15 protein-coding genes are annotated in these 14347 nt (G+C 61.6%); 13 read left to right on the forward strand and 2 right to left on the reverse strand.

All coding sequences use genetic code 11. The annotated features are described in order from the left end of the window. Nucleotides 1–4 precede the first annotated feature (4 nt). From hutX to DA915_RS12340, 4 genes are all read left to right on the forward strand, one after another. A complete protein-coding gene (gene hutX, locus DA915_RS12320) occupies nt 5–529 on the forward strand; it encodes a heme utilization cystosolic carrier protein HutX (protein WP_107675949.1) in 525 nt (174 codons plus the stop codon). Between the two features lie 250 nt (nt 530–779). After that, nucleotides 780–1556, forward strand: a complete 777-nt coding sequence (locus DA915_RS12325) for a YbaY family lipoprotein (RefSeq protein ID WP_107675950.1) — start codon at nt 780–782, stop codon at nt 1554–1556. Nucleotides 1557–1762: 206 nt separating this feature from the next. Then, entirely contained in the window at nt 1763–2647 is an 885-nt protein-coding gene (gene purU / locus DA915_RS12335) for a formyltetrahydrofolate deformylase (protein ID WP_087744912.1), read from the forward strand. A 108-nt stretch (nt 2648–2755) separates the two neighbouring features. Continuing rightward, entirely contained in the window at nt 2756–3085 is a 330-nt protein-coding gene (locus tag DA915_RS12340; protein ID WP_107675951.1) for a hypothetical protein, read from the forward strand. Nucleotides 3086–3127: 42 nt separating this feature from the next. Here the strand turns inward: DA915_RS12340 and DA915_RS12345 are convergent, their stop codons facing one another. Next, complete coding sequence (locus DA915_RS12345; RefSeq protein WP_107675952.1) at nt 3128–4504, reverse strand: sensor histidine kinase; 1377 nt, start codon at nt 4502–4504, stop codon at nt 3128–3130. Then, nucleotides 4501–5181: a response regulator transcription factor gene (locus tag DA915_RS12350; RefSeq protein WP_003491888.1), complete on the reverse strand. Its 681-nt coding sequence runs from the start codon at nt 5179–5181 to the stop codon at nt 4501–4503. The genes DA915_RS12345 and DA915_RS12350 overlap by 4 nt, the downstream gene beginning before the upstream one ends. A gap of 51 nt (nt 5182–5232) precedes the next feature. On the opposite strand from DA915_RS12350, the gene DA915_RS12355 reads away from it, so the two are divergent. From DA915_RS12355 to DA915_RS12400, 9 genes are all read left to right on the forward strand, one after another. Beyond that, on the forward strand, nt 5233–6330 hold the full coding sequence (locus DA915_RS12355) for an ABC transporter substrate-binding protein (protein WP_371412712.1): 1098 nt from the start codon (nt 5233–5235) through the stop codon (nt 6328–6330). Nucleotides 6331–6822: 492 nt separating this feature from the next. After that, nucleotides 6823–7731, forward strand: a complete 909-nt coding sequence (locus tag DA915_RS12365; RefSeq protein ID WP_153315970.1) for a tripartite tricarboxylate transporter substrate binding protein — start codon at nt 6823–6825, stop codon at nt 7729–7731. Next, nucleotides 7728–8222 (forward strand): tripartite tricarboxylate transporter TctB family protein, encoded by a 495-nt coding sequence (locus DA915_RS12370; RefSeq protein WP_107675954.1) that lies wholly within the window; start codon nt 7728–7730, stop codon nt 8220–8222. Before DA915_RS12365 ends, DA915_RS12370 begins: the two co-directional genes overlap by 4 nt. A gap of 94 nt (nt 8223–8316) precedes the next feature. Then, on the forward strand, nt 8317–9834 hold the full coding sequence (locus tag DA915_RS12375) for a tripartite tricarboxylate transporter permease (RefSeq protein WP_004429907.1): 1518 nt from the start codon (nt 8317–8319) through the stop codon (nt 9832–9834). 128 nt (nt 9835–9962) lie between these two features. Next, nucleotides 9963–10223, forward strand: a complete 261-nt coding sequence (locus tag DA915_RS12380; RefSeq protein WP_004429904.1) for a hypothetical protein — start codon at nt 9963–9965, stop codon at nt 10221–10223. A 335-nt stretch (nt 10224–10558) separates the two neighbouring features. Beyond that, nucleotides 10559–11497, forward strand: a complete 939-nt coding sequence (locus DA915_RS12385; protein WP_099085886.1) for a siderophore ABC transporter substrate-binding protein — start codon at nt 10559–10561, stop codon at nt 11495–11497. Between the two features lie 149 nt (nt 11498–11646). Further along, nucleotides 11647–12612 (forward strand): ABC transporter permease, encoded by a 966-nt coding sequence (locus DA915_RS12390; RefSeq protein ID WP_107675955.1) that lies wholly within the window; start codon nt 11647–11649, stop codon nt 12610–12612. Next, nucleotides 12605–13573, forward strand: a complete 969-nt coding sequence (locus tag DA915_RS12395) for an iron chelate uptake ABC transporter family permease subunit (RefSeq protein ID WP_107675956.1) — start codon at nt 12605–12607, stop codon at nt 13571–13573. Before DA915_RS12390 ends, DA915_RS12395 begins: the two co-directional genes overlap by 8 nt. Next, complete coding sequence (locus DA915_RS12400) at nt 13570–14328, forward strand: ABC transporter ATP-binding protein (protein ID WP_107675957.1); 759 nt, start codon at nt 13570–13572, stop codon at nt 14326–14328. The genes DA915_RS12395 and DA915_RS12400 overlap by 4 nt, the downstream gene beginning before the upstream one ends. Nucleotides 14329–14347: the final 19 nt, after the last annotated feature.

Raw genomic sequence — 14347 nt, forward strand, 5'->3', positions numbered from 1 at the left:
TCCGATGAGCATTGCAGCCCAGAAGACCGACGATGACAGGCAGGTCCGCGCCGCAGCCGCCCTTGCCGAAAAGCCCGATGGCATCGTGGAGGCCATTGCCGCCAAGGCCGAGGTGACGCCTGCCGAAATCCTGGCGATCCTGCCCGAAGGTGCGGCCGTTTCCGCCGCCGCCAACCAGTTCGACGCCATCTGGAACGAGATGCGCGGCTGGGGCGAAGTCCTGATGATCGTGCAGACCGGCGACATCGTGCTGGAAGTGCCTGGCCACCTGCCGGAAGGCAGCGAAAGCCATGGCTGGTTCAACATCCACGGCGACAGCCCCATCGGTGGTCACATCAAGAAGGACAATTGCGCCGGCATTACCTTCGTCGATCGCGGCTTCCACGGCCGTCGCTCCTGTTCCGTCTGGTTCATGAATGCCGCCGGCGGCGCCATGTTCAAGATTTTCGTCCGCCGCGACGAGAACAAGGAACTGCTGGCCGGGCAACTCGCGAAGTTCGAAGCACTGCGGGACGGTTTCCGCGGCTGAGAGCTGAGCGGATGCCGCTGGCAAGGAATTGCTCCCTTGGACGATGCGGCCTCCCTCCACCCTCATTCCTATGCTCGTCACAGGAATGAGGGCGGTGGGCATGCAAATGGCATAGAATCCTCCCGTCGCTCCCTTGCCATCCACACCAAATGTCCACCTGACCGGGTGTGAAAATCCGGTTCATCGCCCGTTCAGTGCCGTTTTCTATCATCCGTTGAAATTCGAACGGAACCAGCACGGAGCAAGCACCATGACCGACCGCCAACCTCTTCTTTCGCGCCGCAGTTTCGCCGGGCTTGTCGCACTTGCGCCGCTGTTTGCGGCAAGTGGTGCGGCTGCCGCGCCGGCAAGTCTGCGCGGCAGCGTCTCCTATCGCGAGCGCATCGCCCTGCCGCCGGGCGCGACCGTCACCGTGCGCCTGATCGATGTTTCGCTGGCGGATGCCCCGTCGCAGACGATTGCCGAAACCACCATCCGCCCGCGTGGCCAGGTGCCGGTGCCCTTCGTGCTGCGTTATGATGACCGCGACATTCGTGGCCGCCGTTCCTATGCGCTGAGCGCCGAAATCCGCGACCGCGACCGTCTGCTCTTCACCACCACCCGCCGTTACTCCGTGCTCGCCAGCGGACGTGACGATACCGATCTCGTGCTGGAGCGCGTGGGGGCGGGTCCGGGCAGACCGGAGCCGGAAGCCGGCATCGATGGACGCTGGTTGGTGCAGGAAATCCGCGGCGAACGGATTCGCGGCCGCCGCCAGGCGACGCTGGAAATTACCCGCGAGGGCCGCGTTTCCGGCAATGCCGGCTGCAACGGCATCGGCGGCGAGGTGAAGATCAGCCGCAACCGCATCGATTTCGGCCGGATGATCTCCACCCAGATGGCCTGCGCACCCGACATCATGCGCCAGGAGCGGCAGTTCATCGACGCGCTGGAAGGCGCGCGCTCCTTCCGGCTGGAACCGCGCCGCGGCACGCTGGAACTGATCGACGGCCGCGGCCGCCCGGCCATGCGCCTGCGCCGCGCCTGAGGCCAGCAACGGCACCACTGAAACAGCCGACGCCGCCGTGCTGGCCATGGAACATTCCATGTCGCTTCCGGCACGGCGCGCGCCCGTTTCCCGCCCTATGACTTTGGCTACGTCGCCTTCGCGCTTTGCTCCGCCGCCAAGCTGCGCTATGGAACGCGCCGAACTGTGCCGGCTGATGCCGGCGCGAAGTCTTTGAGGGAAAACGAATGACATCCTATGTTCTGACCGTAGCCTGCAAATCGACCCGTGGCATCGTCGCCGCGATTTCCGGTTATCTGGCGGAAAAGGGCTGCAACATCGTCGACAGTTCGCAGTTCGACGACCTCGAGACCGGCAAGTTCTTCATGCGCGTCTCCTTCATTTCGGAAGAAGGCGCTTCCCTTGAAGCCATCACCGAAGGCTTTCAGCCGGTGGCGAAAAAATTCGGCATGGAAGCGGATATCTATCCGGACGGCCAGCGCATGAAGGCAATGCTGATGGTGTCGCGTTTCGGCCATTGCCTCAATGACCTCCTCTATCGCTGGAAGATCGGCGCGCTGCCGATCGATATCGTCGGCGTCGTCTCCAACCATTTCGATTACCAGAAAGTGGTGGTCAACCACGACATTCCCTTCCACCACATCAAGGTGACGAAGGAGAACAAGCCGAAGGCCGAAGCGCAGCTGATGGACCTGGTCGAAACGAGCGGCACGGAACTCGTGGTGCTGGCCCGTTACATGCAGGTTCTGTCCGATGACCTCTGCCGCAAGATGTCGGGCAAGATCATCAACATCCACCACTCCTTCCTACCGAGCTTCAAGGGTGCAAACCCCTACAAGCAGGCCTATGAGCGCGGCGTGAAGCTTATCGGCGCAACGGCGCATTACGTCACCGCCGATCTCGACGAAGGCCCGATCATCGAACAGGACACGGTGCGCATCACCCATGCACAATCTGCCGACGACTATGTCTCGCTTGGCCGCGACGTGGAAAGCCAGGTGCTGGCTCGCGCCATCCACGCCCATATCCACCACCGCACCTTCATCAACGGCAACCGCACCGTGGTCTTCCCGCCAAGCCCCGGCAGCTACGCTTCAGAGCGGATGGGGTGATGGAAGGCTAAGGCGAAGGAAAACGAGGCGGAATTATTTTTGCCGACCGGCAACCGAGCATCTCATGTGACCGTTTGTTACGCGTAGCCTAACAGCGAGGTCCCTCACATGAAAAAACTCGTCATTGCCGGCGCCGCGTTTCTCATCGCGGTAGGGTCCAGCTTCGCCCAGCAGCCGCCACCACCGCCGGGACCAGCGGATGCCGGTTCAAGGGCGGATGCGCCGCCGCCACCTCCTCCGCCCGGCCCTGGTGGTCCGAGGGAAGCAGGCTGGCGGGACGGCCCGCATGGCAAGAGAATGCCACCCCCGCCCTCCAAGGCAGCGCATTTCAGGATTGAAGACGGCGAGCGCAAAATCGACGTCAAATGTGCCGCTGACGAGCCGATGAAGGCCTGCGCCGACATCATGATGCAGATTATCGACAAGATGAACGAATAGGACCGCAAGTCTCATCCAAGGGGACGGCGCAGCAGTGCCGCCTCAGGAAAATTCCACCCGCGCCCTCAACCCGCGCCCGCCCGCGCCGTCCTCCAGCGTCAGTCGCCCGCCGAACAGCCCGGCGATCTCCTCGATGATCGCAAGGCCGAGGCCGGCGCCGGGGGCGGCGTTGGCTTCGCCGCGGGCGAAGCGCTGGCGCACCATGGCGCGTTTTTCCGGGGGTATGCCGGGGCCATTATCTTCCACTTCCAGCCAGACGGCGCCCGCTTGCCTGCCGACGCGCACGGTGACTTCCGCCCCGCGCCCGGCATAATTGATGGCATTGGAAACGAGATTGCCGATCAGTTCGCCGATTAGGAGCGGCTCGGCGAGAATTGTCGCTTCGCCCTCGCCTTCGAAACCGAGATCGATGCCGGCGTCGGCCGCACGCGGCACGAAATCGGCGGTTACGTTCTGCGCGACGGCCACCAGGTCTATCGCGGAAAAATCATGTTTTTCGCTCGAACCGGCGGCATCGATATTGGCCATGCGCAGCAGCTGGGCGAGGATATGTTCGGCATGGGCCACCGAAGCGCCGCCCTTCAGCGCCGCCGCCTGCGCCTCTTCAAGGCTTGCGGCGCGGGCGGAAAGGGCCAGCTGGGTGCTGATGATGGCGAGCGGCGTGCGCAGCTGATGGCTGGCATTGCCGGTGAAATGCCGGAGCGCATCGAGCGCCGATTGCAGCCGCACCATGAAGGAATTGACCGTCTCAACCAGATTTTCCACCTCCACCGGCACGGATTGGCGGATGGGGTGCAGGTCGTTCGGGCTGCGCTCGGCAATGGCTTCGCTGAGCCGGTAAAGCGGCCGGAGCGAAATCGTCACCGCGATCCAGACGATGATCGCCGCCCCCACGATCATCAGGAGCAGGCGGAGCGCGGACCGCAGGATGATCGCCTGCGCCAGCTGGCTGCGGGCAATCGTGGTTTCGGCAACGGTGACGGAAAAAGGCACGGAATTGATGCCGGTGGAGGCGAAACGCCTGATAGCGGCGATGCGGATCGGTTCATCGCGGAACACGGCATCGCGATAGGCGGGCGTATCACCCGCCGGGTTCGCAACGGTCGGCAGGTTCTGGTAACCGGTGAGGAATTGCCCGTTCGGCCCATCGACGCGGTAAAATACCCGGTCCTGCGCCGCCGATGTCAGCATTTCCAGCGCGACATAGGGAATATCCACTTCCAGTGACCCGTCCTCGGCAACCACCACGCGTTCGGCAATGGCCAGCGCCGAACCTGAGAGCACCCGGTCGGAGACGACATTGGCGGTATTGACCGCCTCCCGCCAGGTATCGGTGAGCGCAACGCAGCCGATAATGGCGGTGGAGATGAGAAGCCAGCCTAGAAGTCGCCGCCTGAGCGAATAGGCGGCCTGTATCATTCAGCCATCTCCGGCAGCTTTTCGAGATAATAACCGATGCCGCGCGCCGTCTTGACCGTCAGCCCGTGGGGCGCGAGCCGCTTGCGCAGGCGGCTGACATATTGCTCGATGGCATTGGCGGAAATATCGTCGTCGAAGCCGGTCAGCGACTGCACGATCGCCTCCTTGGCGACAACCTTGCCGGCCCGCATGAACAGCACCTCAAGCAGCGCCACCTCGCGCGCCGGAATATCGAGCGGACGCCCATCGGCGGAAAAGGTGCGGGAATTGAGATCGAAAAGCACCTTGCCGAAACTGAGGGCGGAGGAACGCAAGCCGGCATTGCGGCGCAGCAGCACCCGCACACGGGCCTCGAATTCCGTGATATCGAACGGCTTGATCATGTAGTCGTCGGCGCCGAGATCGAGCCCCTTGACCTTTTCTTCCGGCGTACCGCGCGCCGTCAGGATCAGCACCGCCGCCTTGTCCTGGCGCGAACGCATGGAGCGCAGCACCTCGATGCCATCCATTTCCGGCAGGTTGAGATCGAGAATGACGAGGTCGAAACTTTCCGCTGCAATCGCCGCATCGGCGGAAGCGCCATCGGAAACCACGTCCACCGCATAACCGCTGCCGCGCAGAAGTGCGGAAAGCCCTTCCGACAGCACCTGATTGTCCTCGACCAGCAAAATACGCAAATCTTCCCTCCCGCAATCCGCCGAATTTAACCAAGCCCTTGCCGCTTGTGAATGGCAAGCGCGTGCGGCATGATCTTTTCCATGCGTATCTGCCTTTTTCTCTGCCTCTGTCTTTGCATGGCCTCGCCCGCGCTTGCGCAGGTCGCCATTTTTCCCGCCCCATCAGGCAAGGCGGGTGCGGAAACGCTGGTGGTCTATTCCTCGCTGGACGAGCCTCTGGCGACGCCGATGATCGAGGGTTTCCAGAAGGCCAATCCCGATATTGCCGTCCATTATGAGGATATGCTGACCGGCGAAATCTACGACCGCATCGTAAAAGAAACCGATGCGGGCAAGAAGACCGCCGATTTCGCCTTTTCCTCCGCCATGGATCTGCAGGTGAAGCTGAGCAATGACGGTTATGCGCAGCGCTCCGATCTTGCCATGAGCGCCCGCTGGCCCGCCTGGGCGAACTGGCGCAACACCGCCTATGCGCTGACCTTCGAGCCGGCTGTTTTCGTCTATCACAAGCCGAGCTTCACCACGGAAAAGCCGCCCGCCACCCGCGCCGAATTTGTCGATTATCTCGAACGCCACGCCAGGCAAGTGCATGGCCGCATCGCAACTTACGACATCGAACGCTCCGGTGTCGGCTTCCTGTTCATGTCACGCGATCAGGAGCAGTTCGGCGATATATGGAACGTCATCAAGGCCATGGGCGCGGCGGGCGTGAAGGTCTACTCCACCTCCTCCGCCATTCTGGAGCGGGTCTCCGACGGCCGCTTCGTGCTGGGATACAACATTCTCGGCTCTTATGCGGCCGACTGGGCCTCGCGCCACCCCGATGTCGGCATCGTGCTGCCGAAAGACTATACCGTGGTCATGTCGCGTATCGGGCTGGTGCCGGAAGCCGCCGCCAACCCGGCGCTCGGGCGTCGTTATCTCGAGTTCTTCATGTCCAAGGAAGGCCAGACGATCATGGCCCGGCAATTGCAGATTCCCGCCGTCAGCCCTGAGGTGGCGGGCGAAAACACCGCCAACACCATGCAGGCCATCCACGGCGCACAATTGCGCCCGGTTCCCGTCAGCCCCGGCCTGATGGTCTATCTGGATCAGGTGAAACGCAGCCGCCTGATCGAGCGCTGGAACGAGGCGTTACGGTCGCAGTAGGGTTGCGCCCGCAAACCAATCCGGGTGCCGTAACGCTCCCTCATCCCTGTGCTTGTCACAGGGATCCAGCCAGCCCAAGGACTTGGGCTGAAAGGAGTCCTTCCGCCGCGCCGACGCGCATCGGCTGGATTCCCGTGACAGGCACGGGAATGAGGGTGGAGCAAGCTTCAAAAGCGCAAAACAAAGTCGCCCACACACGCCACAGTAGACGCCCGACGGAAATTAATAGAGAGTAAATGAGCAAGGACTTGCGTAGCGTCAGTTAGATGACAGCTTTTTGTGATGCTCTGCAATCCTTCTTCATTCCGTGGAGGCGGAAGAAGATGCGGGAGGAAATCCAGGACGATTGCCAAGGCACACGCTGACTATTCAGCGCCGGCACAGACGCGTCCTGAAAGCCCCCCGCATAAACGAAAAACGACGCCCAAAAAGGGCATCCTGAGGAGGGTTTTCTACGTGAAACATTTTCTTATCGGCACATTTCTGGCGGGCATGATCGCTCTTCCGGCCACTGCAGCGGATTATACCATCATTGCCCCGGCCAATCCCGGCGGCGGCTGGGACCAGACCGCGCGCTCGCTGCAGACGGTGCTGCAGGAAGAAGGCATTTCCAAGAGTGTTCAGGTACAGAACGTACCGGGCGCCGGCGGCACCATCGGTCTTGCGCAGTTCGCCAGCCAGCAGAAGGGCAACCCGAACGCCCTCATCGTCGGCGGTTACGTGATGGTCGGCGCGATCCTCACCAACAATGCGCCCGTCACCCTCAAGGAAGTGACGCCGATCGCCCGCCTGACCGGTGAATATGAAGCCATCGTCGTTCCGGCATCCTCGCCGCTGAAGACCATCGGCGACCTCGTCGACCAGCTCAAGAAGGACCCGGGCAGCGTTTCCTGGGGCGGCGGTTCCGCCGGCGGCACCGACCATATCGCCGTTGGCCTGATCGCCAAGGCGGCCGGCGTCGATCCGACCAAGATCAACTACATCGCTTACTCCGGCGGCGGCGAAGCGCTTGCCTCGATCCTCGGTTCGCAGGTAACGGCCGGCATTTCGAGCTACGGCGAATTCGAAAGCCAGGTGAAGGCCGGCACGCTGCGCCTGCTCGCGGTTTCCAGCGAAGAGAAGCTGGAAGGTGTCGACGCACCGACACTGAAGGAAAGCGGCCTTGATGTCGTCGTCCAGAACTGGCGCATGGTCGCCGCTCCTCCCGGCCTGACGCCGGAACAGGAAAAGGCCGTTAATGCCGATATCGAGAAGCTGGTGAAATCCGCCAAGTGGCAGGAAACCCTGAAGACCAAGAGCTGGATGGACACCTATCTTGCCGGTGACGAATTCAAGGCACAGCTCGCCAAGGATACCGACGCCACCGCCGCCATCCTCAAAGACATCGGACTGGTAAAATGAGCCAGGGTTCCAACCCTTCTGAGCATCAAAAGCGCCGCCCTGACTGGGCGGCGCTGGCGATCGCCATCTTCCTCGTCCTCATCGCAAGCGTGATCTTCTGGGACAGCGCCCGTCTCGCCAGCGTCACCGGTTATTCGCCGGTCGGCCCGGCAACCGTGCCGTACGCCATCGGCTTCTGTCTCATCGGCCTGGCGCTCTGGACGGCCATCGAAGCATGGCGCGGCGATTTTCCCGAACGCGACAGACAGGAAATCGCCCCTGTTATCTGGGTTGTCGCCGGTCTTGCCGCGCAGATGCTGCTGCTGAAGGTGGCGGGTTTCTCCATTGCCACCGGCCTGCTTTTTGCCTTCACGGCGCGCGCCTTCGGCAAACGCAAGCTCTGGTATTCGATCCCCATCGGCATCGCCCTCAGCTTCGTCATCTGGTTTATTTTCGCGCGGCTGCTGCAGCTTTCACTGCCCGCCGGGCCTCTGGAACGGCTGTTCTTCTGACGGCCATTCCGACCAAAATTCGAGATCACAGGAAACCGCAGGCGCGCGATGACGCATACGCCAGCCGTTCCGCCCGACAGGGGGACATCTGTCCATGAGTACCTTTGAATTCCTGCTGCACGGTCTTGAGGTTGCCGCCCAACCCATGAACCTGCTCTATGCGCTGATCGGCGTCACACTCGGCACCGCCGTCGGCGTTCTGCCCGGCATCGGGCCGGCGCTGACCGTGGCGCTACTTCTGCCCGTCACCTACAGGCTCGATCCCGCTGGCTCGCTCATCATGTTCGCCGGCATCTATTACGGCGGCATGTATGGCGGATCGACCACTTCGATCCTGCTCAACACGCCGGGCGAAAGCGCCTCGATCGTGACCGCACTCGAAGGCAACAAGATGGCCCGCAAGGGCAGAGGCGGCCCGGCCTTGGCCACCGCCGCCATCGGCTCCTTCGTCGCCGGCCTCATCGCCACCATCGCGCTCGCGTTTATCGCACCATACATCGTCAAGCTGGCGCTGGTCTTCGGCCCGCGTGAATATTTCGCGCTGATGGTGCTCGCCTTCGTCACCGTTTCCTCCGCCTTCGGGGATTCGGCGTTGCGCGGCCTCACCTCGCTGTTCATCGGCTTTGCCCTTGCCATCGTCGGCATTGACCAGCTGACCGGCCAGACCCGCATGAGCTTCGGCATTCCCGACCTGCTTGACGGCGTGGAAGTGACGACGCTTGCGGTTGCCATGTTCGCCATCGGCGAAACACTGTTCATCGTCGCGCAGGGCAGCACCGGCCCGGACAAGGTCGAGGCCGTCAAGGGTTCGGTCTGGATGAGCGCGCAGGACTGGGCGCGTTCCTGGAAAGCCTGGCTGCGCGGCACGCTGATCGGCTTTCCTATCGGCGCCATGCCGGCGGGCGGAGCTGAAATCGGCACCTTCCTGTCCTATGCCACCGAAAAGAAGCTGACCAAATATCCGGAAGAATTCGGCCATGGCGCCATTGAAGGCGTGGCCGGTCCGGAAGCCGCCAACAACGCGTCTGCCGCCGGTACGCTGGTGCCGCTGCTGACGCTCGGCCTGCCGACGACGGCGACGGCCGCCATCATGCTCGCCGGCTTCCAGCAATATGGCCTTCAGCCCGGCCCGCTGCTGTTTGCCACCAATCCGCAGCTGGTCTGGGGCCTGATCGCCAGCCTCTTCATCGCCAACCTGATGCTGCTGGTGCTCAACCTGCCGCTCGTCGGCCTGTGGGTGAAGCTGCTGACCATTCCGAAGCCATGGCTCTATGCGGGTATTCTGTTGTTCGCGACGCTCGGCACCATCGGCGCCAACCCGTCCGTGTTCGAACTCGGGATGCTGCTCGCCTTCGGTATCCTCGGTTACATCATGCGCATCTTCGGTTATCCGATTGCGCCTGCGGTGGTCGGTCTCATCCTCGGACCGCTTGCGGAACAGCAGCTGCGCCGTGCGCTTGCCATCGGCCAGGGCGACCCAACGGTGCTGTTCACCTCACCGATTGCCGTTGGCCTTTTCCTTGTCGCGGCAGCCGCCTTCATCATTCCGCTGATCATGCGTATCCGCGGCCGCGGCGAGGTGCTGACGCAGCTTGCCGCCAACGAGGACTGATAAACCGGGAACCTCCCAGGGCAACTGGCCCCGTATCTTCGGATGCGGGGCTTTTTTATTCACGCCAACGGGATGTGTGGCGCAGACGCGGCCATGATATGATTCCGCTCCAAACGCAGGAGAAAAACATGCGCAAGATCGCGATCTTGATGGTTCTGGCCCTCGCCGGCTGCGCCACCGCCGCACCCGACGTGGAGCCCATTCCCGGCAGCATCACCTATGGCGGACAGCCCCGCACCAAATTGACCAAATCTCCCATCGGCAGCACGCTCAGTAATGAATTCGTCATGGGCGACGGACGGCTGGCAATTGAGACCTACCGAATACAGCCGGACCGCTCCCTGAAGCTGGAGAGACGCGAAATCGTTGGTGACTGGCCGCCAGAGTGAGCGCGGCTGTCGTGATGGGTAAAACACAGACGGATAAAAGGGCACCCACGACATTGGCCCCGGCCTCTCCTCACCCTCAACGTCATCCTCGGGCTTGACCCGAGGATCCATCACCCCAGCACAGTGGATCCTCGGGTCAAGCCCGAGGATGACCGGGAAGAGGTTTGAGCAAATGTTTCACTGCCCCCACATTTCCCGCTCACCGCAATTCAGAACCGTTCTAAAACATATTTTTGATTTCCGCATACCTTGCCAATAAAGCTGATAGCGAACATCAAGTTAACCCTGCGGGAGCACTTCCGCCGGTTCAGAACCATATTGCAAGGGACATATAAGTGGCCATCAACTTCACCTTCCCCGTTCGGCTGCTGGCGGCAGCGGCCTTCAGTCTTGGCGCGATGACTGCGGGCGCTGAGGAAATGACGATCAAGCACGCGCAGGGCGAGACCGTGTTGAAAGCCGCGCCGAAGAAGGTTCTGGTTCTCGATATTCCCTCGCTCGACAATCTCGATGCACTAGGCGTCGAGCCAACAGGTGTTGTCGGCTCCAACCTGCCGACCTACCTGCAGAAATATGCCGACGGCAAATATCTGAAGGTCGGCACGCTGTTCGAACCCGACTACGAGGCTATCAATGCGGCGGAGGCCGATCTCGTCATCGTCGGCGGCCGTTCGCGGGCGAAATATCCTGACGTTGCGAAGATCACGCCCGCTATCGACATGTCGATCGATTCCAAGGAATTCATCAACAGCGTCAAAGGCAACATCACCAAGCTCGGCGATATCTTCGGCAAGCAGGAAGAAGCAAAGAAACTTGATGCCGTCATCGATGAGAAGGTCGCGAAGCTGAAGGAGATCGCTCCCAACTCCGGCACGGCGATGATCCTCGTCACCAATGCCGGCAAGGTCGGCGTTTACGGTCCAAGCTCGCGCACCGGCTGGCTGCACACCGAAATCGGCTTCAAGCCGGTCGCCGCCGATATTGACGACCGCTTCGACCGCGGCGACGTCGTGTCCTTCGAATATCTGGCCGAGGTCAACCCCGAATGGCTGTTCGTGATCGACCGCGATGCCGGCATCGGCCGCGCCACCGATCCGGGCAAGGCAGCCGCGCAGGTGCTGGATAACGAGCTGGTGCACCAGACCAATGCCTGGAAGAAAAAGCAGATCGTCTATCTCGACCCGCAGGCGGCCTATATCGTCAGCAGCGGTTATACGGCGCTCACCACCCTGCTCGATCAGGTCTACAAGGCCGTTTCCGATAAGAAGTCGTAAAAACTGCTGGGCACTCGCTCCTGAAGGCTGCTCCACACTCCCAGTCATCCTCGGGCTTGACCCGAGGAGGACCAAGGAGAGGTCGGACGCCTGTTTCGGCAACCTGCCAAGCCACCGGGAGCTTTCGCTATTTTCGAAATACCACCAACGTGAAATCCCTGTCTCTCATCCTTGCCCTTCTTCTGGCGCTGACACTCGCAATCGTCAGCCTGTTCGTCGGTGTGAGCAACGTTTCTCTGGCCACGCTTTTTGCACCTGACACAAGCACGGATGCACTGCGCGTGCTGCTCGTCAGCCGCATTCCGCGCACGCTGGCGCTGATACTGGCCGGAAGCTCGATGGCGATTGCCGGTCTCATCATGCAGATGCTGGTGCGCAACCGTTTCGTGGAGCCTTCGACGGCGGGCACCACCGAATCCGCCGGTCTCGGCCTGCTCACCATCACCCTGATTGCACCCGACACGCCGATCTTCGGCAAGATGCTGGTGGCCGCCGTTTTCGCGCTCGCCGGCACCGCGCTGTTCCTGCGTATCCTGAGACAAGTGCCATTGCGGGACGTGCTGCTGGTGCCGCTGATCGGCATCATGCTGGGCGGCGTCATCTCCGCCGTCACCACCTTCTTCGCTTATCGTTTCGATCTCTTGCAATCGCTCGGCGCATGGATGACGGGGGATTTTTCCGGCGTGCTGCGCGGCCGCTATGAATTGCTCTGGGTCGGTTTCCTCTTCGCCATTGCCGCCTATCTCGCCGCGGACCGGTTTACGGTGGCTGGCATGGGGCGCGACTTCACCACCAATCTCGGCCTCAACTATCGCCGGGTGATGGCGCTCGGCCTCACCATCGTCTCGCTGGTCAGCGCCGTTGTCGTCGTCACCGTCGGCATGATCCCCTTTCTCGGGCTGATCGTGCCGAACGTCGTCAGCCTGATGATCGGCGACAATATGCGCCGCTCGGTTCCATGGGTGGCGACGCTTGGCGCAGTCTTCGTTCTCTCCTGCGACATCATCGGCCGAACCGTGCGCGCGCCTTATGAAATACCGATCGGAACCGTGGTCGGCGTCATCGGCAGCGTGCTGTTCCTTTATCTCCTGCTGCGGAAACGCCACCATGCGTGAGAGAAACCCCGAAAGGCGCGCAAAAACCGTTCTGCTCGTGCTTGCGGCATTCGCGCTCATCTCCATGGCCGCCTTCATGACGCTCGGCGCAAAGGGAAGCTGGAGCTTCGTGCTGCCGTTTCGTGGCATCAAGCTTCTGTCGCTTTTGCTGGTGGCCTATGCCATCGCGGTCTCCACCGTGCTGTTCCAGACGGTCACCAACAATCGTATCCTCACCCCTTCGGTCATGGGCTTCGATTCGCTTTACGTGCTGATGCAGACGGGGCTGATTTTCGTCTTCGGCTCGGCAACCGTCGTGATGATCGATCCGCAACTGAAGTTTCTCGTCGAAACCGGGCTGCTCGTCGCCTTTTCCGCCCTGCTCTATCGCTGGCTGTTCGTCGGCGCGGAACGCAGCCTGCATCTTCTCGTACTGGTCGGCATCGTCTTCGGCGTGTTTTTCCGCAGCCTCTCGGGCTTCATGCAGCGCGTGCTCGACCCCAATGAATATACGGTGTTGCAGGATGTGCTGTTCGCCAGCTTCAATTCCATCGATCCGACGCTTCTCATGGTCTCCGCCGTCATCATCGGCGTGGTGACCATCATCGGGCTGAGGCTCATGCACACGCTCGATGTCCTCTCGCTCGGCCGTGCGACGGCCATCAGCCTCGGCGTCGAATACAAGCGCACGGTCACCATCATCCTCGTTCTGGTCTCCGTGCTCGTTGCCGTCTCCACCGCGCTTGTCGGCCCGGTCATGTTCTTCGGGCTGCTGGTTGCGGCCCTTGCCCATTATCTCACCGGCAATGGCAAGCACGCATATGTGCTGCCGGCCGCGATCCTCATCGCCGTGATCTGCCTCGTGGGCGGTCAGGCGGTGCTGGAGCGGATATTCGCCTTCGATACGGCGCTCTCGATCATCATCGAATTTCTGGGCGGCATCGTCTTTATCGGTCTTATTCTGAAACGAGGTGCGCGATGATCATCGCCAATCAGATCAGCAAATCCTATGGCGACACGGTTGTGATAGACGGCGTCTCCGTCTCCATTCCCGCAGGCGGCGTCACCTCCATCATCGGGCCGAACGGGGCGGGAAAATCGACGCTGCTTTCCATCGTGGCGCGGCTGATGTCGATGGATGCCGGGACCGTCACGGTCGACGGGCTCGATGTCACGAAAACCGCTTCCGACACGCTGGCGAAGCGGCTTTCTATCCTGCGGCAGGACAACCACATCTCCTCGCGCCTGACGGTGCGCGACCTCGTCGGTTTCGGCCGCTACCCCTATTCAAAGGGCCGCCCCACCATCGAGGACAAGGTCCATATCGACCGGGCGTTGGAATATCTGCATCTCCAACCCTTGGCCGGGCGGTTTCTGGATGAGCTTTCCGGCGGCCAGCGCCAGCGCGCCTTCGTGGCCATGGTGCTGTGTCAGGATACGGATTATGTGCTGCTCGACGAACCGCTCAACAATCTCGACATGAAACACGCCTCCAGCATGATGAAGATCATGCGCAAGGCCGCCGACGAGCTAAAAAAGACCGTCGTTCTGGTGCTGCACGACATCAACTTCGCCTCCTGGTATTCCGACACCATCATCGCCATGCGCGAAGGCCGCATCTGCCATCACGGACCTGCAGAAGAGATCATCCGCCCCGAGATTCTCCAGGAAATCTACGACATGCCGATCCGCGTCAATGAGATAGAGGGCCGGCGCATCTGCCTGTTTTACGAATGACATGATGATTGTGCAGGAT

It is taken from the genome of Agrobacterium sp. LAD9 (assembly GCF_003031125.1).
GTDB classification, from domain to species: Bacteria; Pseudomonadota; Alphaproteobacteria; order Rhizobiales; family Rhizobiaceae; genus Agrobacterium; species Agrobacterium radiobacter.